This is a genomic window from Pseudomonas sp. N-137 (genome assembly GCF_034555295.1).
GTDB lineage: Bacteria > Pseudomonadota > Gammaproteobacteria > Pseudomonadales > Pseudomonadaceae > Aquipseudomonas > Aquipseudomonas rhizophila.
The window spans coordinates 109119-134704 of record NZ_JAXUDQ010000029.1 but is presented as its reverse complement, the minus strand read 5'-3'; the positions used below and the strand labels follow the sequence as shown (position 1 = coordinate 134704).

Genomic DNA, 25586 nt, shown 5'->3' with positions numbered 1-25586 from the left:
AGCTGTTGTGACAAACACTGTGGTGGCGAGGGGGGGTTGTGGCGAGGGGATCTATCCCCGCTGGCTGCGGAGCAGCCCCTTCTAAATGCCAGCACCGATTGATTCACCTGCACATTTTTCGCCAAAGGAAGTCCGATGAACGCCGATCTGATTCTATTCAATGGCCAGTTCCATACCGTCGACCGTGAGAAGCCCCGCGCCAGTGCGGTCGCCATCAGCCAGGGGCGCTTCGTCGCGGTAGGGACCGACGCCGAGGCCATGGCCCTGCGCGGCAGCGGCACCCAGGTTATCGATCTCAAGGGCCGCACCGTCATTCCCGGGCTCAACGACTCGCACTTGCACCTGATCCGTGGTGGCCTGAACTACAACCTGGAACTGCGCTGGGAAGGCGTGCCGTCCCTGGCCGATGCCTTGCGCATGCTCAAGGACCAGGCCGATCGCACGCCGACGCCGCAATGGGTGCGGGTGGTGGGCGGCTGGAACGAATTCCAGTTTGCCGAAAAACGCATGCCGACTCTGGAAGAACTCAACCAGGCAGCCCCGGACACCCCGGTATTCGTCTTGCACCTGTATGACCGTGCCTTGCTCAACCGCGCGGCGCTACGAGTGGCTGGCTACACCCGCGATACGCCAAACCCGCCGGGCGGCGAGATCGTGCGCGACAGCAAGGGCGAACCCACCGGCATGCTGGTGGCGCGGCCCAACGCAATGATCCTTTACTCGACTTTGGCCAAGGGGCCGAAGCTGCCTTTGGAGTATCAGGTCAACTCCACGCGCCAGTTCATGCGTGAACTCAATCGCCTGGGCCTGACCAGCGCCATCGATGCCGGCGGCGGCTTCCAGAATTACCCGGATGATTACGCGGTGATCGAGCAACTGGCGCGCGAGCAGCAGTTGACGGTGCGCATCGCTTACAACCTGTTCACCCAGAAACCCAAGGAAGAACTCACCGACTTCAAGAACTGGACCGGCAGCGTCAAGTTGCACCAGGGCGATGACTTCCTGCGGCACAACGGCGCCGGTGAGATGTTGGTGTTTTCGGCAGCGGATTTTGAAGACTTCCTCGAACCGCGTCCGGACCTGCCACCGGGCATGGAGCAAGATCTGGAGCCGGTGGTTCGGCACCTGGTGGAGCAACGCTGGCCGTTCCGCCTGCATGCCACCTATGACGAATCCATCAGCCGCATGCTCGATGTGTTCGAGAAGGTCAACCGCGACATTCCGTTCAACGGCCTGCCGTGGTTCTTCGACCACGCCGAGACCATCACACCGAAGAACATCGAACGCGTGCGAGCGCTGGGCGGCGGTATCGCGATCCAGGACCGCATGGCCTTCCAGGGTGAATATTTCGTCGACCGCTACGGTGCCAAGGCCGCCGAGGCCACGCCACCGATCAAGCGCATGCTGGCCGAAGGCGTGCCGGTGGGGGCTGGTACCGACGCTACTCGGGTGTCGAGCTACAACCCCTGGACCTCGCTGTACTGGATGGTCAGCGGCCGCACCGTCGGTGGCCTCTCGTTGCACGAAGAAGGCCTGCCGCGCCTGACGGCGCTGGAACTGTTCACCCATGGCAGCGCCTGGTTCTCCTCGGAGCAGGGCAAGAAAGGCCAGATCAAGGTCGGCCAACTGGCGGACCTGGCGGCACTGAGCGCGGATTTCTTCAGCGTCGAGGAAGAGGCCATCAAGTGGATCGAGTCGGTGCTGACAGTGGTCGACGGCAAGGTGGTGTACGGCGCCGGCGACTTCGAAAAACTCGGCCCCGCCAGCGTGCCGGTACTCCCGGACTGGTCGCCGGTGGTCAAGGTGCCCGGCCACTGGCGTCCGACTTCACCGTTGCAGGCGCAAGTCCACCAGTGCAGCGGCCCGTGCACGGTGCACGCCCATAGCCATGAACGGGCGCGGCTGTCGAACGTTCCAGTCAGCGATTTTCAGGGCTTCTGGGGCGCGTTTGGCTGCTCCTGCTTTGCCTTCTGACTGACACACCGATTTTCTCCTGTGGGAGCGAGCTTGCTCGCGATGGCGGCGGAACATTCAACATCGCCTCCGCCTGACATTCCGCTATCGCGAGCAAGCTCGCTCCCACAGGGTTTTGTCACAAACCATCCCAAAGGAGTCATCCCATGAGCAACGTTCCTGCTTACGCTTACAATCGCCTGAACAAGGACGACGCAGTCGTTCTGCTGGTCGATCACCAGACGGGTCTGATTTCCCTGGTCCAGGACTTCTCGCCCAACGAGTTCAAGAACAACGTGCTGGCCCTGGCTGACCTGGCGAAATTCTTCGGGCTGCCAACCATCCTGACCACCAGCTTCGAAGACGGCCCTAACGGCCCGATCGTGCCAGAGCTCAAGGAAATGTTCCCGGACGCGCCGTACATTCCGCGCCCAGGCCAGATCAACGCCTGGGACAATGAAGACTTCGTCAAGGCGATCAAGGCCACCGGCCGCAAGCAACTGATCATCGCTGGCGTGGTAACCGACGTCTGCGTGGCATTCCCGACGCTGTCGGCATTGGCCGAAGGTTTCGAAGTGTTTGTCGTCACCGACGCTTCGGGTACGTTCAACGAAACCGTGCAACAGGCGGCCTGGGTGCGCATGACGGCTGCCGGCGCGCAGATGATGAACTGGTTCTCGGTGGCCTGTGAGTTGCACCGCGACTGGCGCAACGACATCGAAGGCCTGGGCAATCTGCTGTCCCAGCGTATCCCCAACTACCGTAACCTGATGAACAGCTATTCGGCGCTGACCGCCAAGTAAGCTGAGTGGTTGCTGCTGGATGACGCCCGCCTTGTGCGGGCGTTTTTGTACATGGCATCCACTTTTAGGCAAGCTGATCGGCCGTCATCGCGAGCAGGCTCGCTCCCACATTTATTCAGGGTGACCACAAGATCCTTGTGGGAGCAAAGCTTGCTCGCGATGACGGCTACACCTTCACCCTCTATGCAACCTGTCTCACCCTATCCACAATACCCACCAGAACATCCTGACTGTCCACCCTGGAATGACAATGAACCCCTTCGAAGAAATGCGCATTTTTGCCCAGGTCATGGAGTCGGGCAGTTTCACCGCGGCGGCGGAAAAGCTCGGGCTGTCCAAGCAGTTCGTCAGCCGCAAGCTCATGGAGCTGGAGCAACGACTGGGCGTGCGTTTGCTCAATCGCTCGACACGACGGCTGGATGTGACACCGCTGGGCCAGCGCTATTACGAAGCAGCGCTGCGCCTGCTCAGTGAAGTCGAACAGGTGGAGCAGGGCATCAGCGGCCAGACCAGCGAGCCTCGCGGCACCATTCGTCTTAGCGCACCACTTTCGTTCGCGGTCGCGCACCTGGGCAGCCTGTTACCGCTGTTCTTGCAGCGCCACCAAGAGGTGAGTGTCGAAGTGGATTTGAGTGATCGCTCGGTTGACCTGCTGGGGGAAGGCTACGACATCGCGCTGCGCATTGGCGTGCTGGAGGATTCGACGTTGATCGCCCGGCGTATCGCGACCATCGAGCGAGTGTACTGCGCCAGCCCCGCCTACCTGGCGCAACGCGGCACGCCCGAACGGCCCGAAGACCTACGCAATCACGATTGCCTGCCCTATGGGCATAGCCGTCAGGTGCAATGGCGGTTCGGTGGACGCAGCAAACCGCTGACCCTGGAGGTCGCCGGACGCATGCGTGCCAATAACGGCGATTTACTCAGGGACGCGGCTATCGCGGGCATGGGCATCACGTATCTGCCGACGTTCATTGTCGGAGAGGCATTGAAGGACGGTCGATTGATCAAGGTGCTCGAAGGCTTCGAGACAGAGGCCTTGGCGCTGTCGGCGGTCTATCCGCAACATCGGCAAAGTTCGCGCCCGGTGCAGGCGCTGTTGGAGTTCTTGCGAGAACAGATGCAGTGAGCTGCCCGGCTGCGTTCAGCCGTGGCAAACGGCTGAACGCATCGGCAGCGCCTGATCAAGCGGCCAGGCTGGAGCTGCTCATTTCTTTTTTGTACTGCGCCTTCATGGCTTCCATCTGCTCGCCCAACGACTCCAGCGTCGCTTTGCCCAGCAGCTTTTTGGCTTGAGGGAACATCTCGGTTTCCTCTTCTTCGATATGGTGCTCAAGCAACTCTTTGACCACTTTCACCCGGCCGGCAAATTCTGGGGTGGACGGGTCGGTGTTCTTCAGGTCCGGCAGCACCAGCGAGTCGACGGTGCGGTGCTCTTCCTTGGCCTCGTAGTACATCTCGGCCTGCTCCTTGCCGCCGGCCTGCTTGTAGGCCGGATAGAGAATCTCTTCTTCCAGTCGGGTATGAATGGAGATTTCCATTTCCAGCTTCGCCAACAGGTCGGTGCGTTTCTTGATGCCCCGGCTGGTTGATTCGCTCAGCTGGGCAAGGATGGCCTTGACGCGTTCATGGTCGGCTTTCAACAGGTCGATGGCGTTCATATGTAGCTCCTGGCAATTCACGGATGCGGGCCGGCTTCAAGCGCCAACGCCGCGTTACAGGGAAATTGCATCAGTCGTGCCAGCCAATGATTTATATAAACTCGTTTTAAAACAGCAGGTTATATCGGCCTGTTTTTTGCGGGTCGTGCAGCCTGCATGAGGGCATGGAAAAATGCATTGCACTTTGCGCTGCCCCCTCCGCTAGACGATCAGTTGCCGCACCCGCCCGGCGAGCGCCAAGCAGGAGGTCAGCCCTGGCGATTCGATCCCGAACAGATTGATCAGCCCCGGGACCTGATGCTCGGCGGGGCTGCTGATGAGGAAGTCCCGGGCCGGCTCGTCGGGGCCGGAAATTTTCGGGCGGATGCCGCTATAGCCCGGTTGCAGGCTTTGGTCCGGCAAGCCGGGCCAATAATTGCGAATCGCCGGGTAGAAAACTTCGGCGCGGGCCGGGTCCACGCGGTAGTCCTCGCGCTCGAGCCACTCGGTGTCCGGACCGAATCGGGCCTGGCCCGCCAGGTCCAGGGTCATGTGAATGCCCAAGCCGGCAGCTTCCGGAGCGGGGTAGATCAGATGTCGAAAAGGCGCGCGTCCAGTCAGGCTGAAGTAGTTGCCCTTGCACAGATAATCGCGGGGCACCGAGTGCGGCGCCAAGCCTTCGATACGGCGGGCGAGGGCGGGCGCCTGGAGGCCGGCGGCGTTGATCAGTCGGCGGCAGGACACGCTCATCTGCGCCGTACCACCCAGCTCCAGCATGAAACCTCCGGTGATGGTCCGTGCCCTCAGCAAGGGCGTGTGAAATACGATGTCGGCACCGGCCGCTTCGGCATCCCCCTGCAAGGCCAGCATCAGTGCGTGCGCGTCGACGATACCGGTGGAAGGCGAATACAGCGCGGCCACGCACGCCAGAGCGGGCTCCAGCTCCAGCGCCTGCTGCTGATCGAGCAGACGCAGGTCGTCGACACCGTTCTTCAATCCTCGCTCAAGCAAGGCCTTGAGACCCTCCACCTGAAACTGATCCTTGGCAACGATCAATTTGCCAAGCCTGTGGGTCGCGACCCCATGACTCGCGCAATACGCGTACAACCGCTGGCGACCCTCGACGCATAGTTGCGCCTTGAGGCTTCCCGGAGGGTAATAAATGCCGGCATGGATGACTTCGGAATTGCGCGAGCTGGTGCCCATGCCAATGGCTTCGCCGGCTTCGATCAACAGGACGTCGTGACCGGCCTGGGCCAGTTCCCGAGCCACGGCGAGCCCGACCACGCCAGCGCCCACCACCACGCAATCGATGTCCATGCCCAAAGCCTTTCCCTCTTGGAGTCGTATGTTCAAGCGCCTCAGGATAGCCCGAGGTAGGCGACTTCTACAGCCCAAAAAAAATGCCCGTATCAAGCGATACGGGCATTTTTTGATGCTACAGCGTTCGGGTGATCAACCCGTCAGGCCGGCCTGCTGAACCAGGGTCAGCAACGGCTGCGGGTACACACCGAGGAAGAACGCCAGTACGGCGATAGCCAGCAGCATCACGCCGCCTGCCTTCTGTTCCCAGTGCAACTCGGCATCGTGGCGACGCAGGTTCGGTTCCATCAGGTACAGGGTGACCATCACGCGCAGGTAGTAGAACACGCCGATGGCACTGCCCAGCACCAGGGAGCCGACCAGCCACCATTGGTGAGCCTCGACGCCGGTGGCAATGATGTAGAACTTGCCGATGAAGCCTGCGGTCAGCGGGATGCCGGCCAGGGACAGCATCATCACAGTCAGCACGGCGGTCAGGTACGGACGGCGCCAGAACAGGCCGCGGTATTCGTACAGAGCGTCGGCGTCACGGCCGTTGTACGGCGAGGACATCAGGGTGATCACGCCGAACGCGCCGAGGCTGGTGATCACGTAGGTGACCAGGTACACGCCGATGGCTTCCACCGCCAGGCCCTTGCTGGCGATCAGCGCGATCAGCAGGTAACCGAAGTGGGCGATGGACGAGTAACCCAGCAGACGCTTGAGGTTGCTCTGGGTCAGCGCCAGCAGGTTACCGAACAGAATCGACGCGATGGCAATGATGGTCAGCACGTCACTCAGCACACCGCTGCTGGCCACTGGCGAGATCTGGAACAACCGCACCATCACCGCGAACACTGCGACTTTCGACGCGGTGGCCAGGAACGCCGCCACCGGCGCCGGGGCGCCTTCGTAGACGTCCGGGGTCCAGAGGTGGAAAGGCACCAGCGACAGCTTGAACGCCAGGCCGATCAGCATCATGCCCAGGCCCAGTTGCGCGATCGGGCTAGGCAGGCCGGTGGCCGCCAGGGCCTGACCGATGCCGACGAAGCTCAGGGTGCCGGCTTCGGCGTAGAGCAGGGCCATGCCGAACAACAGGAACGCGGAACCGGCGGCCGACAGCACCATGTATTTGATGCCCGCTTCCAGGGAGCGCTTGTTGAAGAAGGCATAGGCCACCAGACCGTAGACCGGCACCGACAGCAGCTCCAGACCGATGAACAGGCTGGCCAGGTGCTGCGCGCTGACCAGGACCAGGCCACCGGCGGCGGCCATCAGGATCAGCAGGTACAGTTCTTCACGGTTGCCCGGGTAACCCGTACCGCCATCGCCGAGGTAGGCGTGGGCGAGGGTGACGCAGGCGAGGGTGGCGACCAGGATCAGCGCCATGTACAGGCAGGCGAAGCTGTCGATCTGCAACAGCGGGGTGACCGCCAGCGGCGCGACTTTCAGGGCCGGCAGAATCGACAGTAGGGCCAGGTTCAGCCCCGCCACCGACAGCAGGAAGGTCTGTGAGTGATTGCGCCGCCAGGCGATCGCCAGCATCACCACGATGATCGTGGCGCTGGTGATCAACAGCGGCGCAAGCGCGATAAAGTGTTGAATCGTGAATTCCATAGCGCTCTTACCGGGCCGAAGCGAGTTGAGAGAAGGCGGTGCCGAGCCACTGCTGCACGCCATGCATCGTGGCGGCAGAGGTGTCGAGGAACGGTTGCGGGTAGACGCCGAGGTAAACCAGCAGCACCGCAAGGCCGAGCACCATGATCAGTTCGCGACCGTCCATGCCGCGCAGCACTTCATCCGACTTGGTCGGGCCGAAGTAGGCGCGGTGGATCATGATCAGCGAGTAGACCGAACCGAACACCAGGCCAGAGGTGGCGATGGCGGTGATCCACGGAGCGCTGACGAACGAGCCGATCAGGATCAGGAACTCGCCGACGAAGTTACCGGTGCCCGGCAGGCCCAGGGACGCCGCGGCGAAGAACAGACTGATGGCCGGCAGGTAAGCGATGCGCGACCAGATACCGCCCATCTCACGCATGTCCCGAGTGTGCAGACGCTCGTACAACTGGCCGCTGAGGATAAACAGTGCCGCAGCCGACAGGCCGTGGGCCAGCATCTGGATCACCGCGCCTTGCAGGGCCAACTGGCTGCCGGAGTAGATCCCGATCAGCACAAAGCCCATGTGCGAAACACTGGAGAAGGCGATCAGGCGCTTGATGTCGGTCTGGGCGAACGCCAGGAACGCACCGTAGAAAATCCCGATCAGACCCAGGGTCATGGCAATCGGCGCGAACTCGGCCGAGGCATTGGGGAACAGCGGCAGGGCGAAGCGCAGCAGGCCGTAGGCGGCGGTTTTGAGCAGGATACCGGCCAGGTCCACGGAACCTGCGGTCGGCGCCTGGGCGTGGGCGTCCGGCAGCCAGGAGTGGAACGGCACCACCGGCAGCTTCACCGCGAAGGCGATGAAGAAGCCCAGCATCAGCACGTACTCGGTGGTGCGCGACATCTGCACTTTCAACAGGTCGGCGTAGTTGAAGGTAATCACGCCGGTGTTGTTGAAGTTGACCAGCACCAGGCCAAGGATCGCCACCAGCATGATCAGGCCGGAAGCCTGGGTGAAGATGAAGAACTTGGTCGCCGCGTAGATCCGGGTTTTCTTGCCGTCCGAAGAACTGTGACCCCAGAGCGCGATGAGGAAGTACATCGGCACCAGCATCATTTCCCAGAAGAAGAAGAACATGAACAGGTCCAGCGCCAGGAACACGCCGACGACACCGCCCAGGATCCACATCAGGTTCAGGTGGAAGAAACCGACGTGACGCTGGATCTCTTTCCAGGAGCACAGGACCGAGAGGATACCCAGCAGGCCGGTCAGCAGGATCATCAGCAGCGACAGGCCGTCGAGAGCCAGATGCACGCTGATACCGAAGCGTTCGATCCAGATGTGCTTGAACTCAAGCGCCCAGGTTGGATCGGCGCCAGGGGCCGGAGCAAATGAATAGTCGCCGGTCGCCCAGAGCCAGAGGCCGAGTGCGAGTTCCAGGGACATGGTCAGCAGCGCAATCCAGCGCGGGAGGGTGGAGCTTGAACGCTCCGCCATCCAGCACAGCAGGCCGCCGATGAAGGGGATCAGGATTAGCCAGGGCAGAATCATGACGGGCTCGTTTCCTTTCGCAAGTTCGCAAGGTTCATATCAGACCGCTACCAGCACGATGGCGCCGATAACCAGCACGGCGCCAGCCGCCATGGAAGCCGCATACCAACGCAGTTGACCGGTCTCGGTACGGCTCAGGGCAGTGTGGCCGCCCTTGGCCATGCGCGGGATCAGGCCAATGGTCTGGTCGAGCGGGTCTTTGCGCAGAATGTGGCTGATCGCAAGGTATGGCTTGACGAACAGTTTGTCGTAGATCCAGTCGAAGCCCCAGGCAGCGAACCACCAGGCCGAAAGGAATCGCCCGATGCCGCTGTTGGCGATCGCCGTGACGAAGCGACGCTTGCCCAGGAACAGCAGGGCGGCCAGCAGGATACCGGCCAGGGCAATGGCGCCCGAAGCGATTTCCAGGCTGTGCTTGGCGTCGCCGCCGGCATGGCCGACGCTTTGCGGCAGGACATCGGCCAGCGGTGGCGTGATCAGGGCGCCGACGAAGGTCGACAGCACGATCAGCACCGACAGTGGCAGCCAGTGGGCAATGCCGTGGCCAGCGTGGGCTTCGGTCTTGGCTTCACCGTGGAACGCGATGAAGATCAGGCGGAAGGTGTACAGCGAGGTCATGAACGCACCCACCAGGCCGGCATAGAGCAGACCCTGGTTGCCGCTGGCGAACGCTTCCCAGAGGATCTCGTCCTTGGAGTAGAAACCGGCGGTGACCAGTGGCAGGGCCGCCAGGGCCGCGCCGCCGACGATGAAGCTGGCGTAGGCCAGTGGCAGTTTCTTCCACAGGCCGCCCATCTTGAAGATGTTCTGCTCGTGGTGGCAGGCAACGATCACCGCACCGGAAGCAAGGAACAGCAGCGCCTTGAAGAAGGCGTGGGTCATCAGGTGGAAGATCGCGCCTTCCCAGGCGCCGACGCCCAGGGCCAGGAACATGTAGCCGATCTGGCTCATGGTGGAGTAGGCGAGGATACGCTTGATGTCGGTCTGGACCAGGGCTGCGAAACCGGCCAGCACCAATGTCACGCCACCGACGATGCCGACCAGGTGCAGGATGTCTGGCGCCAGGGCGAACAGGCCGTGGGTACGGGCGATCAAGTAGACACCGGCGGTCACCATGGTTGCGGCGTGGATCAGTGCCGAAACCGGGGTAGGACCAGCCATCGCATCCGCCAGCCAGGTCTGCAACGGCAGTTGCGCGGATTTACCGACAGCGCCGCCCAGCAGCATCAGGGTCGCCAGGACGATCCAGAAGTCGCCGGCCTGGAAGTGCTGCGGAGCACGTACCAGCAGCTCCTGGATGTTCAGGGTGCCCAGTTGCTGGAACAGGATGAACAGGCCGATGGCCATGAACACGTCGCCGATCCGGGTCACGATGAACGCCTTGAGCGCCGCGTTACCGTTGTTGCGGTTGCTGTAGTAGAAACCGATCAACAGGTACGAGCACAGGCCCACGCCTTCCCAGCCGAAGTACAGGAACAGCAGGTTATCGCCGAGCACCAGGAACAGCATGCTGGCGATGAACAGGTTGGTGTAGGCGAAGAAGCGCGAGTAACCGGCTTCGCCGCGCATGTACCAGGAGGCGAACAGGTGGATCAGGAAACCCACGCCGACCACCACGCCCAGCATGGTCACCGACAGGCCATCCAGGTACAGGGCGAAGTTCGGCGTGAAGCCTTCCACCGCCATCCACTGCCACAGCACCTGCACGTACGCGCCACCTTCAGGCGGGGCGACGTTGAACTGCCAGATCACGTAGGCCGTGACGATGGCAGACAGGCCGATGGACCCCACGCCAACCAGCGCCGAAAGGTTTTCCGACCAGCGTCCACGAGAGAACGACAGCAGCAGGAAACCGATGAGGGGAAATACGAAAGTCAGAAAGAGTAGGTTCATCCGCGCATCTCGCTGGCAGCGTCGATATCGAGAGTGTGGAAGCGGCGATACAGCTGCAACAGAATCGCCAGGCCGATACTGGCCTCAGCGGCTGCCAGGCTGATCACCAGGATGAACATGACTTGTCCATCCGGCTGCGCCCAGCGAGCGCCCGCGACGATGAAGGCCAGGGCGGAGGCATTCATCATGACCTCCAGGCTCATCAGCACGAACAGAATGTTGCGGCGGACCATCAGGCCGACCAGACCGAGGCAGAACAGGATGCCGGCAACCGCCAGACCATGCTCGAGAGGGATAGCAGGCATGTGATTACTCCTTCGCCTCGTTACGGCCCAAATGGAACGCCGTGACGGCTGCGGCAAGCAGCAGCATCGAGGCGAGTTCGACCACCAGCAGGTACGGACCGAACAGGCTGATGCCCACGGCCTTGGCGTCTACGGTGGTGTGGCCGATGGCCTGGCCGCTCTGGTGAGCGAACAGTACATACAGCAGTTCACCCAGCAGCAGCGCGGCGAGAATCACCGGCCCCGCCCAGATGCCCGGCTTGAGCCAGGAACGTTCTTGCTGCACCGAGGCCGGGCCCAGGTTCAGCATCATCACCACGAACACGAACAGCACCATGATGGCGCCGGCGTAGGCGATCACTTCCAGCGCACCGGCAAACGGCGCACCGAGGCTGAAGAAGGTCATGGCCACGGCGATCAGCGAGATGATCAGGTAGAGCAGGGCGTGCACAGGGTTGGTGTTGGTGACCACTCGAAGCGTGGAGACCACCGCGATACCCGATGCGAAATAGAAAGCGAATTCCATCTTTCTTCCTTAAGGCAGCAAGCTCTTCACGTTGATCGGTTCGGCTTCATTTTGCGCGGCGCCTTTTGGCTTACCGGCAATGGCCATACCTGCAACACGATAGAAGTTGTAATCAGGGTTTTTACCGGGACCGGAAATCAGCAGATCTTCTTTCTCGTACACCAGGTCCTGACGTTTGAACTCGGCCATTTCGAAATCCGGCGTGAGCTGGATCGCGGTGGTCGGGCACGCTTCCTCGCAGAGGCCGCAGAAAATGCAGCGCGAGAAGTTGATACGGAAGAAGTCCGGGTACCAGCGACCGTCTTCGGTTTCGGCTTTCTGCAACGAGATGCAGCCCACCGGGCACGCCACGGCGCACAGGTTGCAGGCCACGCAGCGTTCTTCGCCGTCGGGATCGCGGGTCAGGACGATGCGGCCGCGATAACGCGGCGGCAGGTAGACCGCTTCTTCAGGGTATTGCAGGGTGTCGCGCTTGCGAAAGCCATGGCCGAAGATCATGACCAGGCTTCGCAGTTGGGTACCGGTACCCTTAACGATGTCGCCAATATATTTGAACATGGGTCAAATCCTCACTGAACCGCGGCCGCAGGCGTGTTCATCAACACGATCGCAGCGGTCACCAGCAAATTGATCAGGGTCAGCGGCAGGCAGAATTTCCAGCTGAAGTCCATCACCTGGTCGTAGCGCGGGCGCGGGATCGAGGCGCGCAGCAGGACGAACAGCATGATGAAGAACGCGGTCTTCAGGGCGAACCAGACGAAGGACAGTTGCGGCAGGATGCCGAACGGACCGTGCCAGCCACCGAAGAACAACGTCACCAGCAGTGCCGAGATCAGGATGATGCCGATGTATTCACCGACGAAAAACATGCCCCATTTCATGCCGGCATATTCGATGTGATAGCCGTCGGCCAGTTCCTGTTCCGCTTCCGGTTGGTCGAAGGGGTGACGGTGAGTCACGGCCACGCCGGCCACGAAGAAGGTACAGAAACCGAAGAACTGCGGAATGATGAACCACAGGTTCTGGGCCTGGTACTCGACGATGTCGCGCATGTTGAACGAGCCGGCCTGGACCACCACGCCCATGAGCGCCAGGCCCATGAACACTTCGTAGGACACGGTCTGGGCCGAGGCCCGCAGGCTGCCCAGCAGGGCGAACTTGTTGTTGCTCGACCAGCCGGCGAACAGCACCGCGTACACCGACAGACCCGCCATGGCGAAGAAGAACAGCAGGCCGATGTTCAGGTCCGCCACGCCCCAGGTCGGGGTGATCGGGATGATCGCGAAGGCGATCAGCAAGGCGCTCATGGCCACGACCGGTGCCAGGGTGAAGATCACCTTGTCGGCAAACGGCGGCGTCCAGTCTTCCTTGAAGAACATCTTGATCATGTCGGCGGCGATCTGGAACATGCCGAACGGGCCGACGCGGTTCGGACCGTAGCGGTCCTGCCACCAGCCCAGCAGGCGACGTTCGACGAAACTCAGCAGCGCACCGCAGACCACCACGGCCAGCAGAATCACGATGGCCTTGAGAACCGTCAGGATCACGTCGATCACTTCAGGGGTAAACCAGCTCATTGCGCTGCCTCCTGCAGACCGTCGACGGTTTTGCCGAATATCGCCGGTGGAATACCCGCCAGGCCAGCCGGCAGGGCCACCAGGCCGGCGCCCAGTTCTTCATTGATGCGCAGCGGCAGACGCAAGGTCTGGCCCGCGACGTTCAGGCTCAGCAGGGCACCGTCGTTGACGCCCAGGCGATCGGCTTCGGACTTGGCCAGCGACACGTAGGCGGCCGGGATGCGTTCCTGGACCGGAGCGGCTTTGGAAGAGTTCTCTTCACTGCCGAACAGGTGATGGAACGGTACGACCTGCCAGGTGCCCGGTGCCGGGTTGAAGGCGCGCGGCACGCTGGCGAACCAGCTCAGGCCATCGCCCTGGCTTTCGATCAGGCGAGTGCCCGGGTCACCGGCACGCAGGTGACCGCCGACTTCGTCCTGGAACTTGTTCCAGGCTTGCGGCGAGTTCCAGCCCGGCGACCAGGCGAACGGCACTTGCGAGCGCGGTTCGGCGGAGCCCGAGTAACCTTCCATGGAGAACGAGAACGCAGTGTCGTTGTCCTGGGAGGTCCGTGGTTCGTGGACGCTGATGTCGGCGCGCATCGCGGTGCGACCGGAGTAGCGCAGCGGTTCGCGGGCCAGCTTCAGGCCCTTGATGCGGAACGCGGCCGATGGCGCGGCATCGACGATGCGAGCCAGTTGCGGGCTGCTCGAAGCGACGGCGGCGGTGACGTGGTCCAGTTGCGTCCAGTCGATCGGCTGGTTCAGCAAGGTGGCGCGCAGGGCATGCAGCCAGCGCCAGCCTTCATGGACCAGGATGCTGGCGTCCAGGTAAGTCGGGTCGAACACCTGGAAGAAGCGCTGGGCGCGACCTTCCTGGCTGACCAGCGTACCGTCGCCTTCGGCGAAGCTCGCCGCCGGCAGCACCAGGTGGGCGCGGTCGGTGGTGGCGGTTTTCTGGTGGTCGGCAACGATCAGCACTTTCGCGGCATTCAGGGCAGCGTCCACCCGGGCCTTGTCGGTGCGGGTGTACAGGTCGTTTTCCAGCACCACGATGGCGTCGGCGCTGCCGTCGATCACCGCTTGCAGGGCCGCGTCCAGCGACTCGCCACCGAGCATGGCCAGGCCGAGGCTGTTGGCTTCCGGCACGATCAGGCTGATGGAACCGTTCTTCTCGCGCAGCTTCAGCGCCTTGGCGATGTTGGCGGCGGCTTCGATCAGCGCCTTGGAACCCAACGAGGTGCCGGCGATGATCAGTGGGCGTTTGGCCGCGAGCAGGGCGTCGGCGATACGCTGGGCCAGGGCGGCCGCTTCACTGTCCAGACCTTCGACGGCCGGGGCACTGGCGTCCAGGGCGTGGGCCACGGCAAAACCGATGCGCGCCAGGTCATCCGGTGCTGCGTGGACGCATTCTTCGGCGACGTCGTCGAGCTTGGTTTCAGCCAGGCTGGCAATGAACAGCGGGTTCAGCGCGTGCTGGCCGATGTTCTTCACGGCGGCATCGAGCCATGGCTGCACGCGCATGGCGTCAGCCATGTCTTCGGCCTTGCCCTTGACCGACTGGCGCAGGGCCAGGGCCATGCGCGCGGCGGTCTGGGTCAGGTCTTCACCCAGGACGAACACCGCATCGTGGTCTTCGATGTCACGCATCGTCGGCACGGGCAGCGGGCTGTCCTTGAGCACTTGCAGGACCAGGCGGATGCGTTCCAGCTCACCGGCTTCGATGCCACTGTAGAAGTGCTCGGCGCCGACCAGTTCACGCAGGGCGTAGTTGCTTTCCAGGCTGGCACGTGGCGAACCGATACCGACGATGTTGCGCCCGCGCAGCAGTTCGGCGGCCTTGTCCAGCGCTTCGTCCAGGCTCAGCTTGGCGCCGTTGGCGAGCAATGGCTGGCGCGGACGATCCTTGCGGTTGACGTAGCCATAGCCGAAACGGCCACGGTCGCACAGGAAGTACTGGTTCACCGAACCGTTGAAGCGGTTCTCGATGCGACGCAGTTCGCCGTAGCGTTCGCCCGGGGAGATGTTGCAACCGCTGGAGCAGCCATGGCAGATGCTCGGCGAGAACTGCATGTCCCACTTGCGGTTGTAGCGCTCGGAGTGAGTCTTGTCGGTGAACACACCGGTCGGGCAGACCTCGGTGAGGTTGCCGGAGAACTCGCTTTCCAGGGTGCCGTCTTCAACTCGACCGAAGTACACGTTGTCGTGGGCGCCGAACACGCCCAGGTCGGTGCCGCCGGCGTAGTCCTTGTAGAAACGCACGCAGCGGTAGCAGGCGATGCAGCGGTTCATCTCGTGGGAGATGAACGGGCCCAGTTGCTGGTTCTGGTGGGTGCGCTTGGTGAAGCGATAACGGCGCTCGTTGTGACCGGTCATCACCGTCATGTCTTGCAGGTGGCAGTGGCCGCCTTCCTCACAGACCGGGCAGTCGTGAGGGTGGTTGGTCATCAGCCATTCGACGACGCTGGCGCGAAACACTTTCGCTTCTTCGTCGTCGATGGAGATCCAGCTGCCGTCGGTGGCGGGGGTCATGCAGGACATGACGATCCGACCACGCTTGTCGTTTTCGTCGGTGTACTGCTTGACCGCGCATTGGCGACAGGCGCCTACGCTGCCAAGGGCGGGGTGCCAGCAGAAATAAGGGATGTCGAGGCCCAGGGACAGACATGCCTGTAACAGGTTGTCTGCGCCATCGACTTCGAGCTCTTTGCCGTCTACGTGGATAGTGGCCATGGTTCAAAGTTCTTCGTTGGCCCGGTGTCAGCGGGCGTGGCTAATGGAATCTTGTTATTCGTCCGAATCCAAACAGCCTTTCAAAGGCGTCATCGGACGAAAGGCGAAGGGCACGGACCCTTCGCCTTTTAAAGCGTCGTTACGCGCCGACCATGGTCGGCGTGACCACCTGATTGAGATCGCCTGCGCGCGTTGGCGCGATGCCGGCCTCGAATTCAGAGCGGAAGTATTTGATCGCGCTGCCCAACGGCTCCACGGCACCCGGTGCATGAGCACAGAAGGTCTTGCCCGGGCCGAGGAAACCCACCAGACCCAGCAGGGTCTCGATGTCGCCGGCCTGGCCTTCGCCGTTTTCAATGGCGCGCAGCAGCTTGACGCTCCACGGCAGGCCATCGCGGCAAGGGGTGCAGAAACCGCACGATTCACGGGAGAAGAATTCTTCCATGTTGCGCAGCAGGGAAACCATGTTGACGCTGTCGTCCACCGCCATGGCCAGACCGGTACCCATACGGGTGCCGACTTTGGCGATGCCGCCGGCGTACATTTGTGCGTCCAGGTGTTCCGGCAACAGGAAGCCGGTGCCGGCGCCGCCGGGCTGCCAGCACTTGAGCTTGTAACCGTCGCGCATGCCGCCGGCGTAGTCTTCGAACAGCTCGCGGCCGGTGACGCCGAATGGCAGTTCCCACAGGCCCGGGTTCTTGACCTTGCCGGAGAAGCCCATGAGCTTGGTGCCCATGTCTTCGCTGCCGTCGCGGGCCAGGGATTTGTACCAGTCCACGCCGTCGGCAATGATCGCCGGCACGTTGCACAGGGTCTCGACGTTGTTCACGCAGGTCGGCTTGCCCCACACGCCGACGGCGGCAGGGAAGGGCGGCTTGGAGCGCGGGTTGGCGCGGCGGCCTTCCAGGGAGTTGATCAGTGCGGTTTCTTCACCGCAGATGTAGCGCCCGGCACCGGTGTGGACGAACAGCTCGAAATCAAAGCCCGAACCCAGGATGTTCTTGCCCAAGAGGCCAGCGGCCTTGGCTTCTTCCACGGCACGGTTCAGGTGCTTGGCGGCGGTGGTGTATTCGCCGCGCAGGAAGATGTAGCCACGGTAGGTTTTCAACGCACGGGCACTGATCAGCATGCCTTCGATCAGCAGATGGGGCAGTTGCTCCATCAGCATGCGGTCTTTCCAGGTGTTGGGCTCCATTTCATCCGCGTTGCACAGCAGGTAGCGGATGTTGATGGACTCGTCCTTGGGCATCAGGCCCCACTTCACGCCAGTGGGGAAGCCGGCACCGCCGCGACCCTTGAGGCCGGAGTCTTTGACGGTCTGGACGATGTCGTCCTGGGCCATGTCGGTGAATGCCTTGCGCGCGGCGGCGTAGCCATTCTTGGCCTGGTATTCGTCCAGCCACACCGCTTCGCCGTCGTCACGCAGACGCCAGGTCAGGGGATGGGTTTCGGCCGAACGCTGGATGCGGTTGGCGGGCCCGAAGGAAGTCAGGGTCATACGTAGCCCTCCAGCAGTTTGGCGACGCCGTCAGGCTGGACGTCACCGAAGGTGTCGTCGTCGATCATCAGCGCCGGGGCCTTGTCGCAGTTGCCCAGGCAGCACACCGGCAGCAGGGTGAAGCGCCCGTCTGCGGTGGTCTGGCCCAGGCCGATGCCCAGCTTGTTCTGGATCTCGCCGACCACGGACTCGTGGCCGCCGATGTAGCAGACCATGCTGTCGCAGACGCGAATGATGTGGCGACCCACTGGCTGGCGGAAGATCTGGCTATAGAAGGTGGCAACACCTTCGACGTCGCTGGCCGGGATGCCGAGGATCTCGCCGATGGCGTAGAGCGCGCCGTCAGGCACCCAGCCACGCTCCTTCTGAACGATCTTCAGGGCTTCGATCGACGCCGCGCGCGGGTCTTCGTAGTGATGCAGCTCGTGCTCGATGGCCGAGCGCTCGGTTTCGCTCAGGGCGAAACGGTCTGTCTGGATAAGCGTGCTATTCATGCTTAGCGGTCCACGTCGGCCATAACGAAATCGATACTACCCAGGTACGCAATCATATCCGCGACCATGCTGCCTTTGATCACCGAAGGGATCTGCTGCAGGTGTGGGAAGCTTGGGGTGCGAATCCGGGTGCGGTAGCTCATGGTGCCGCCGTCGCTCGTCAGGTAATAACTGTTGATGCCCTTGGTCGCTTCGATCATCTGGAAGGACTCGTTGGCCGGCATGACCGGGCCCCACGAAACCTGCAGGAAGTGCGTGATCAGGGTCTCGATGTGTTGCAGCGTGCGCTCTTTGGGCGGCGGCGTGGTCAGCGGGTGATCCGCCTTGTACGGGCCTTCCGGCATGTTGCGCATGCACTGGTCGATGATCTTGATGCTCTGGCGCATCTCCTCGACGCGAACCATGCAGCGGTCATAGGCATCACCATTGACTGCCAGCGGTACTTCGAATTCGAAGTTTTCGTAGCCGGAGTAAGGGCGCGCCTTGCGCAGGTCGAAATCGCAGCCGGTGGAACGCAGGCCCGCACCGGTGACACCCCATTCCAGGGCCTCTTTGGTGTTGTAGGCGGCGACCCCGATGGTACGGCCCTTGAGGATGCTGTTCTGCAAGGCGGCCTTGGTGTATTCGTCCAGGCGCTTGGGCATCCATTCGACGAAATCCTTGACCAGCTTTTCCCAGCCCCGCGGCAGGTCGTGGGCAACCCCACCGATGCGGTACCAGGCCGGGTGCAGGCGGAAACCGGTGATGGCTTCGATCACCGTGTAGGCCTTCTGGCGGTCGGTGAAGGTGAAGAACACCGGGGTCATGGCGCCAACGTCCTGGATGTAGGTACCCAGGAACAGCAGGTGGCTGGTGATCCGGAAGAACTCGGCCATCATGATGCGGATGACGTCGACCTTTTCCGGCACCTTGATCCCGGCCAGTTTCTCGACCGAAAGCACGTACGGCAGGTTGTTCATCACGCCGCCGAGGTAATCGATGCGGTCGGTGTAGGGAATGTAGCTGTGCCAGGACTGGCGCTCGCCCATTTTCTCGGCGCCACGGTGGTGGTAACCGATGTCCGGGACGCAGTCGACGATCTCTTCGCCGTCCAGCTGCAGGATGATGCGGAATGCACCGTGGGCCGAAGGGTGGTTCGGGCCCAGGTTGAGGAACATGTAGTCCTCGTTCGCCCCGGAGCGTTTCATGCCCCAGTCTTCCGGCTTGAAGCGCGCGGCTTCTTCCTCGAGCTGTTGCTTGGCCAGGGACAGGCTGAACGGATCGAACTCGGTGGCGCGGGCCGGGAAGTCCTTGCGCAGCGGGTGACCTTCCCAGGTCGGCGGCATCATGATGCGCGTCAGGTGCGGGTGGCCGGGGAAATCGATCCCGAACATGTCCCACACTTCACGTTCGTACCAGTTGGCGTTCGGCCAGATACCGGTCACGGTCGGCACGCTGAGGTCGCTCTCGGACAAGGCGACCTTGATCATCACGTCACTATTACGCTCGATCGACATCAGGTGATAGAACACGGTGAAATCGACGCCGTCGGGCAGCCCTTGACGCTTGGTGCGCAGACGCTCGTCCACGCCATGCAAGTCATAGAGCATGACGTACGGCTTGGGCAGGTTGCGCAGGAAAGTCAGGACTTCGACGAGTTTGGCGCGGGCAACCCAAAGCACTGGCATGCCGGTGCGGGTCGGCTGGGCGGTGAACGCCTCGGGGCCAAAACGGTTGTTCAGTTCGACGACCACATCCTGGTCGTCTGCCTTGTAAGGCGGGATGTACAGAGCACTGCCTGTAGTCATGGTTATTTATCGCTTTCGGTCAACGTAAAGAATGAAGCCAGGTTCTCGTTTCTTATGCAGAGCAGAGCTGGATCAGACTTCGTCGGGGCTGCGCAGGTTGGTGACTGCGATACGCTGTTCGCGACGCTGTTCCTTTTGCGATGGCATCTCGGCGCGATAGACGCCTTGATCACCAACGACCCAGGACAGTGGGCGACGCTCCTGGCCAATCGACTCCTGCAACAGCATCAAGCCTTGCAGGAAAGCTTCAGGGCGAGGCGGGCAGCCAGGCACGTAGACGTCCACGGGCAGGAACTTGTCCACCCCTTGAACGACGGAATAGATGTCGTACATGCCACCGGAGTTGGCGCACGAACCCATGGAGATAACCCACTTCGGTTCGAGCATTTGCTCGTAGAGACGCTGGATGATCGGCGCCATCTTGATGAAGCAGGTCCCGGCAATAACCATGAAATCCGCCTGGCGCGGCGATGCCCGGATCACCTCGGCGCCAAAGCGCGCGATGTCGTGGGGCGCCGTGAAGGCGGTGGTCATTTCCACGTAGCAGCACGAAAGGCCGAAGTTGTACGGCCACAGGGAGTTCTTGCGACCCCAGTTGACCGTGTTGTTCAGCACGTCTTCGAGCTTGCCCATGAAGATGTTTTTGTGGACTTGATCTTCTAACGGATCGGAAACGGTTTCCCGCTCGCCAATCGGATACTGCTCGTTAGGAGCATCGGGGTCGATCCTGGTGAGATTGTATTGCATTGCCAAAGCCTCATTGTTTCAGCTTCGCTTGCCGCTTACGACGACCTTCCGGAGCCCAATCAAGAGCCCCCACCCGCCAAAGGTAGACAAGACCTGCCAACAGAATTGCTATGAAAACGAGAGCTTCGACGAATCCGGTCCAGCCGCTTTCGCGGACGGACACAGACCATGCAAAGAGAAAGAGGGCTTCGATATCGAAGATCACGAAGAGCATCGCGACCAGATAGAATTTGGCTGAGAGCCGCAAGCGGGCGCCACCGGTAGGCAGCATGCCGGACTCGAACGGTTCATTTTTGCTGCGGCCCCAGGCTTTTGACCCGAGCAGGCTCGACACGCCGAGCATGAAGGCACACAGGCCGACAACGCCCAGAAGGAAAATGGCAAAGCCCCAGTTGTGGGCCATGAGTCCTGTCGCTTCGGGCATGCTGGAAATCCTTAACAGAGAGCAAAGGTCTCTGAGCTTGAAAAGAAATAACGCAGTGACGATATGTCGCAGCAATCAATCGCGGTGATTTTATGGCTAAACACCGGGCAAGTAAAATTCCTATAGCGAAATTATTTATTGGAATAAGCACATAGCGTACCTCCAGGACCCTGCGGCCCCGGCCCCGTGGGCGTTGGCCGGCTGTTGATCAATAATATTTCGTGCGGAATGCAACAATGATAATGGCTTTCAAATGATAATTATTATTATCTGTGGCGGCCTTTCTGCTACGCACTTAGTGTTGTGTCCGAGGGGCAGCCTTACATTGCCGCTACTGCAATTGTCAGCGTCGGACGTTTTACTCCTTTTCGGACTGCCCAATACTGCGTTCGATCAATTTTTCTAACCGTGCGCCGCAGTTTTTTTGGGGGGGGCGGGCTCGGTGAAGGTTGGATCTGCATGGGGACTGCTCCTGTGGGAGCCAAGCTTGCTCGCGATGCCGGCAACGCTGTCCCGAGGCAGACTGCGCAATCGTTCATTACGGGCAAGCTTGGCACCCACAGATGCAGGCTAGCTCCTACAGAGTAGATTGCTTGAAAAAAAACGGCTCAAAAAAGCCGTGGGCGTCCGATCAATGTCGCTCAGCTAGCCCCGCGCAGATCCTATGGCCAGGGTATTTCGTGTTTAAGCGACCACCGTCGTGCGAGCAAAAAACGGCACGAGGTTGGGTTTAAGGTCTTGAAGAGGTGATATCAAATGGCTATCTTTATGCTTCATTCATCTAATCATCTATATCAATGCTGGTTAGATTTTCGGCCCCTTCTTAGATAGCCGCGTCAGTTTTCATCGTTCGTGGCTGATACCAAAGGAAAGTCATGAACTCTTGGATCGCGAATATGAGCGTTATGCTCAAGCTGGCTTTGGGCTTTGCTGTTGTGCTGCTTCTGACCGCTATTCTCGCCGCGACCGGCTGGTTCAGCCTGGGGAAAATGATCGAGCGCACGGATCGAATGACCAGCATTACCGAACTGGGCAACCGCCTTGATCACCTGCGCAGAGCTCGCTTGCAGTACCAGTTGGACCGGGGTGATGAACAAAAGGGTGCATTGATCCAGGCGTCGCTGGAGCAGTTTGTCGCCCAGCAGAAAAGCCTCGCCAAAGAACTGAGAAAACCGGAAAACCTGAAGAAACTTGCTCTGATCGAGCAGGCCAGCACGCAGTATCAAGTGGCACTCAATACGATGCGCGAGGCTTATCGCAATGACGCAGCCATGCGCAAGGAAATGGGCGTCAATGCGGTCAAGGGCGCCGCGCTGATTGCCAGGGTCATCGCTGACGTGGAAGCACTGCCCGCCTCGGATGAGCGCCGCTTTGACCTTTACAAGCTTATTCTCAAGGCCAAAGAGGACGTGGCGCTGGTGCGTTATGAAGTGCGTGGCTATACCGGCAACCCCAACAGCGCCACCGAACAAGCCGCCACCCGCCAGCTCGAAAATGCGTTCAAGAGCATCGAAGCGCTCAACAGCGCTTTCGGCCCAACCTATGCCGACACCATCAAGCAGTTGGAAACCGCGCTGATTGCTTACCGTCGTTCGGTACAGGACTTCACGGCCAGTAATCAGGCCATAGGCAAGGCTGTGCAGGACACCACCGATTTGGGTGAAACCATCACCCGTCTGTCTGACGAAATGTATGCCAGCCAACTGGCGTCCCGTGACGAAGACAGCGCCCAGGCTCGCATTCTGCAGCTGAGCTGTACGGCCTTGGCGATGTTGTTGGGGATTTTCGCCGCCCTGATCATCACCCGCCAGATTACACGGCCGTTGCAAGACACATTGGCTGTGGTCGATCGCATTGCGGCAGGCGACCTCACGCAACACATGATCGTGACTCGTCGTGATGAGCTGGGTGTCTTGCAGCAGGGTATTCAGCGTATGGGCAGCACCTTGCGCGACCTGATCGGTGGCATCCGCGATGGTGTCACCCAAATCGCCAGTGCCGCCGAAGAGCTATCGGCTGTTACTGAGCAGACCAGTGCCGGGGTCAATAGTCAGAAGATCGAGACCGATCAGGTGGCGACCGCCATGCACGAAATGTCGGTTACCGTGCATGAAGTCGCGCGTAATGCCGAACAGGCTCGCGCAGCCGCTTCAGAGGCCGATGCACAAGCCCGTATTGGCGACCAAGTGGTCGCGCAAGCCATCGTTCAGATCGAGCGCTTGGCCAGCGAGGTCGGGCGCTCAGTCGACGCCATGAACGAGCTGGAGCAAGAAAGCGGTCGCATCGGCAAGATCATGGACGTGATCAGGGCGGTGGCTGAGCAGACCAACTTGCTGGCCCTTAACGCCGCCATTGAGGCCGCTCGCGCGGGTGACGCCGGGCGCGGTTTTGCCGTGGTCGCCGACGAAGTACGTGGGCTGGCCCAGCGTACCCAGCATTCCACCGAAGAGATCGAGAGCCTGGTGGCGGGCTTGCAGAGCGGCACGCGTCAGGTATCGAGCATTATGCAGAGCAGCCGCGAACTGACCGACAGCAGCGTGGAATTGGCATGCAAGGCCGGCACATCCCTGGGTAACATCACCCAGGCGGTTTCTGGCATTCAGGCCATGAACCAACAGATTGCCGCCGCCGCGGTGCAACAAAGCTCGGTGGCCGAGGAAATCAGTCGCAGTGTCCTGAGTGTGCGCGATGTATCCGAACAGACCGCCTCAGCCAGCGAAGAAACCGCAGCCTCCAGCATCGAATTGGCGCGCCTGGGTAACCAGTTGCAGCAGTTGGTCAGTCACTTCAAGGTGTGAAAGGGGGGGGGCGTTCTGGCGGCCATGCTCCAACTGGTAATTCCAGCAATGGTCGTTCCGATCCCCACTCATACCAAAAAACCGCATGGCCTTGACGATCAACGGTTGGTGAAAGCTGGAAAAACGGCGAAAAAAAGCCCCGAACCAGTCGGGGCTGTAGAACGTCGGCTTTGCGGTTAGCTTTTATTCGGTCCACAAGGGCCGTTGACTCAAGGCATGCCGAGGATCAGTGGAACTGCTCTTCTTCGGTGGAGCCGGTCAGCGCGGTTACCGAGGAGGTGCCGCCCTGGATCACGGTGGTCATGTCGTCGAAGTAGCCGGTGCCCACTTCCTGCTGGTGAGCCACGAAGGTGTAGCCCTTGGCGGCGTCAGCGAACTCCTGCTCTTGCAGCTTCACGTAGGCGGTCATGTCGTTGCGGGCGTAGTCGTGCGCCAGGTTGAACATGCTGTGCCACATGTTGTGAATGCCGGCCAGGGTGATGAACTGGTGCTTGTAGCCCATGGCGGACAGTTCGCGCTGGAACTTGGCGATGGTCGCGTCGTCCAGGTTTTTCTTCCAGTTGAAGGAAGGCGAGCAGTTGTACGACAGCAGTTGGTCCGGGTATTCCTTCTTGATCGCTTCGGCGAAGCGACGCGCCTCGTCCAGATCCGGCTTGGCGGTTTCGCACCAGATCAGGTCGGCGTACGGCGCGTAGGCCAGGCCACGGGCGATCGCCTGGTCGAGACCGGCGCGAACCTTGTAGAAGCCTTCCTGGGTGCGGGTGCCGGTCACGAACGGCTGGTCGTACGGGTCGCAGTCGGAAGTCAGCAGGTCAGCGGCGTTGGCGTCGGTACGGGCCAGGATGATGGTCGGTACGCCGGCAACGTCGGCGGCCAGGCGGGCAGCGGTGAGCTTCTGCACGGCTTCCTGGGTCGGCACCAATACTTTGCCGCCCATGTGGCCGCATTTCTTCACCGAAGCCAGTTGGTCTTCGAAGTGAACGCCGGCGGCGCCTGCTTCGATCATGCTCTTCATCAGCTCGTAGGCGTTCAGTACACCGCCGAAACCGGCTTCAGCGTCGGCCACGATTGGCGCGAAGTAGTCGATGTAGCCTTCGTCGCCTGGGTTCTTGCCGGCTTTCCACTGGATCTGGTCGGCACGACGGAACGAGTTGTTGATGCGCTTGACCACGGTTGGAACCGAATCCACCGGGTACAGCGACTGGTCCGGGTACATCGACTCGGCGGAGTTGTTGTCCGCAGCCACTTGCCAGCCCGACAGGTAGATCGCCTGGATACCGGCCTTGACTTGCTGCACAGCCTGGCCGCCGGTCAGGGCGCCCATGCAGTTGACGAAATCTTTCTCGGGACGGAAGGCTGGCTTGGCGCCCTGGGTGACCAGGTTCCACAGTTTCTCGGCGCCCATTTTCGCAAAAGTGTGCTCAGGTTGAACCGAGCCACGCAGACGGACGACGTCAGCAGCGGAGTAATTGCGCTTCACGCCTTTCCAGCGCGGGTTTTCAGCCCAATCTTTTTCAAGGGCTGCAATTTGCTGTTCGCGTGTCAGTGCCATGGAGATAAACCTCGTCGCATAGGTCTGGGGTGGAAAATTCCTGCTCCTGCCGACCAGGGGTTGGACGGTCAAGTCGGTTCAGGCGGGGAGGCGACGGGATGAACGATGGGCTCGAGGGGAAAGTGAGCAGGTAGAGGCGAACTGCGGGCGCATTCGGGCGTCGTGGGCCTTTATACGAACTCAGAGTGATGCCGGGTTACCTAGTTACGCTTCCGTCCCTCGGGACAACTTCGTTCCAGTCGCAACCTCGTCAAACACACCTTGTGGGCGGTACAGACACGAATCGGCTCGCAGGGTAGTTGCAAGCGTCGACCCGAAGGCCCTTGCCAGGGCCCCTGATTAGCGGGAGCGAGGCCATCATGCCTTCGGTTTTTTGGCTCGTCAAACGTTTTGTAGTGCTTTTTTTATAGCACTACATCTTTGGTCTAATACGACTCGTC

General features: G+C 61.2%; 20 protein-coding genes and 1 pseudogene. 5 read left to right on the top strand and 16 right to left on the bottom strand.

What is annotated here, in order from left to right; translation table 11 throughout:
- Positions 1–135 precede the first annotated feature (135 nt).
- The 3 genes from T3A99_RS20405 (at position 136) to T3A99_RS20395 (ending at position 3885) form a co-directional block, all read left to right on the top strand.
- Entirely contained in the window at positions 136–1974 is a 1839-nt protein-coding gene (locus T3A99_RS20405; protein WP_047229368.1) for an amidohydrolase, read from the top strand.
- Between the two features lie 146 nt (positions 1975–2120).
- Complete coding sequence (ycaC, locus tag T3A99_RS20400) at positions 2121–2756, top strand: isochorismate family cysteine hydrolase YcaC (protein ID WP_076385491.1); 636 nt, start codon at positions 2121–2123, stop codon at positions 2754–2756.
- Positions 2757–3006: 250 nt separating this feature from the next.
- Entirely contained in the window at positions 3007–3885 is an 879-nt protein-coding gene (locus T3A99_RS20395) for a LysR family transcriptional regulator (protein WP_047227745.1), read from the top strand.
- Between the two features lie 55 nt (positions 3886–3940).
- On the opposite strand, the gene T3A99_RS20390 is transcribed toward T3A99_RS20395, so the two are convergent.
- The 15 genes from T3A99_RS20390 to T3A99_RS20320 all read right to left on the bottom strand — a co-directional run bounded on the left by T3A99_RS20390 (position 3941) and on the right by T3A99_RS20320 (position 20796).
- Positions 3941–4417: a hemerythrin domain-containing protein gene (locus T3A99_RS20390; RefSeq protein WP_047227744.1), complete on the bottom strand. Its 477-nt coding sequence runs from the start codon at positions 4415–4417 to the stop codon at positions 3941–3943.
- A gap of 201 nt (positions 4418–4618) precedes the next feature.
- On the bottom strand, positions 4619–5722 hold the full coding sequence (locus T3A99_RS20385; protein WP_047227743.1) for an NAD(P)/FAD-dependent oxidoreductase: 1104 nt from the start codon (positions 5720–5722) through the stop codon (positions 4619–4621).
- 129 nt (positions 5723–5851) lie between these two features.
- Positions 5852–7315: an NADH-quinone oxidoreductase subunit NuoN gene (gene nuoN, locus T3A99_RS20380; RefSeq protein WP_047227742.1), complete on the bottom strand. Its 1464-nt coding sequence runs from the start codon at positions 7313–7315 to the stop codon at positions 5852–5854.
- Positions 7316–7322: 7 nt separating this feature from the next.
- Complete coding sequence (nuoM, locus tag T3A99_RS20375) at positions 7323–8855, bottom strand: NADH-quinone oxidoreductase subunit M (protein WP_047227741.1); 1533 nt, start codon at positions 8853–8855, stop codon at positions 7323–7325.
- 39 nt (positions 8856–8894) lie between these two features.
- On the bottom strand, positions 8895–10748 hold the full coding sequence (gene nuoL, locus T3A99_RS20370) for an NADH-quinone oxidoreductase subunit L (protein ID WP_047227740.1): 1854 nt from the start codon (positions 10746–10748) through the stop codon (positions 8895–8897).
- The gene (nuoK, locus tag T3A99_RS20365) at positions 10745–11053 is read right to left on the bottom strand and encodes an NADH-quinone oxidoreductase subunit NuoK (RefSeq protein WP_044463936.1); all 309 of its coding nucleotides are present in this window, start codon (positions 11051–11053) and stop codon (positions 10745–10747) included. The genes nuoL and nuoK overlap by 4 nt, the downstream gene beginning before the upstream one ends.
- 4 nt (positions 11054–11057) lie before the next feature.
- On the bottom strand, positions 11058–11558 hold the full coding sequence (nuoJ, locus tag T3A99_RS20360; RefSeq protein ID WP_047227739.1) for an NADH-quinone oxidoreductase subunit J: 501 nt from the start codon (positions 11556–11558) through the stop codon (positions 11058–11060).
- 9 nt (positions 11559–11567) lie between these two features.
- Positions 11568–12116, bottom strand: a complete 549-nt coding sequence (nuoI, locus tag T3A99_RS20355; RefSeq protein ID WP_047227738.1) for an NADH-quinone oxidoreductase subunit NuoI — start codon at positions 12114–12116, stop codon at positions 11568–11570.
- 11 nt (positions 12117–12127) lie between these two features.
- Positions 12128–13135: an NADH-quinone oxidoreductase subunit NuoH gene (gene nuoH, locus T3A99_RS20350; protein WP_047227737.1), complete on the bottom strand. Its 1008-nt coding sequence runs from the start codon at positions 13133–13135 to the stop codon at positions 12128–12130.
- Complete coding sequence (gene nuoG / locus T3A99_RS20345; RefSeq protein ID WP_047227736.1) at positions 13132–15846, bottom strand: NADH-quinone oxidoreductase subunit NuoG; 2715 nt, start codon at positions 15844–15846, stop codon at positions 13132–13134. Before nuoG ends, nuoH begins: the two co-directional genes overlap by 4 nt.
- A 139-nt stretch (positions 15847–15985) precedes the next feature.
- Complete coding sequence (nuoF, locus tag T3A99_RS20340; protein WP_076385483.1) at positions 15986–17344, bottom strand: NADH-quinone oxidoreductase subunit NuoF; 1359 nt, start codon at positions 17342–17344, stop codon at positions 15986–15988.
- On the bottom strand, positions 17341–17838 hold the full coding sequence (nuoE, locus tag T3A99_RS20335; protein WP_003203372.1) for an NADH-quinone oxidoreductase subunit NuoE: 498 nt from the start codon (positions 17836–17838) through the stop codon (positions 17341–17343). Before nuoE ends, nuoF begins: the two co-directional genes overlap by 4 nt.
- A 2-nt stretch (positions 17839–17840) precedes the next feature.
- Positions 17841–19625: an NADH-quinone oxidoreductase subunit C/D gene (gene nuoC, locus T3A99_RS20330; RefSeq protein WP_047227734.1), complete on the bottom strand. Its 1785-nt coding sequence runs from the start codon at positions 19623–19625 to the stop codon at positions 17841–17843.
- A 72-nt stretch (positions 19626–19697) separates the two neighbouring features.
- Positions 19698–20372 carry a NuoB/complex I 20 kDa subunit family protein gene (locus T3A99_RS20325; protein WP_047227733.1) on the bottom strand — a complete coding sequence of 225 codons (675 nt, stop codon included), beginning with the start codon at positions 20370–20372 and terminating at the stop codon, positions 19698–19700.
- A 10-nt stretch (positions 20373–20382) separates the two neighbouring features.
- A complete protein-coding gene (locus tag T3A99_RS20320) occupies positions 20383–20796 on the bottom strand; it encodes an NADH-quinone oxidoreductase subunit A (protein WP_011062185.1) in 414 nt (137 codons plus the stop codon).
- Between the two features lie 875 nt (positions 20797–21671).
- Here T3A99_RS20320 and T3A99_RS27965 point away from each other — a divergent pair.
- Positions 21672–22691, top strand: a pseudogene (locus tag T3A99_RS27965) (methyl-accepting chemotaxis protein); the annotation flags it as partial.
- Entirely contained in the window at positions 22677–23594 is a 918-nt protein-coding gene (locus tag T3A99_RS27960; RefSeq protein ID WP_371516483.1) for a methyl-accepting chemotaxis protein, read from the top strand. The pseudogene T3A99_RS27965 and the gene T3A99_RS27960, both read left to right, overlap by 15 nt.
- Before the next feature lie 226 nt (positions 23595–23820).
- Here T3A99_RS27960 and aceA read toward each other — a convergent pair whose 3' ends face one another.
- Positions 23821–25146, bottom strand: coding sequence for an isocitrate lyase (aceA, locus tag T3A99_RS20310; protein ID WP_014337679.1), 1326 nt, complete (start codon positions 25144–25146; stop codon positions 23821–23823).
- Between the last annotated feature and the right edge of the window lie 440 nt (positions 25147–25586).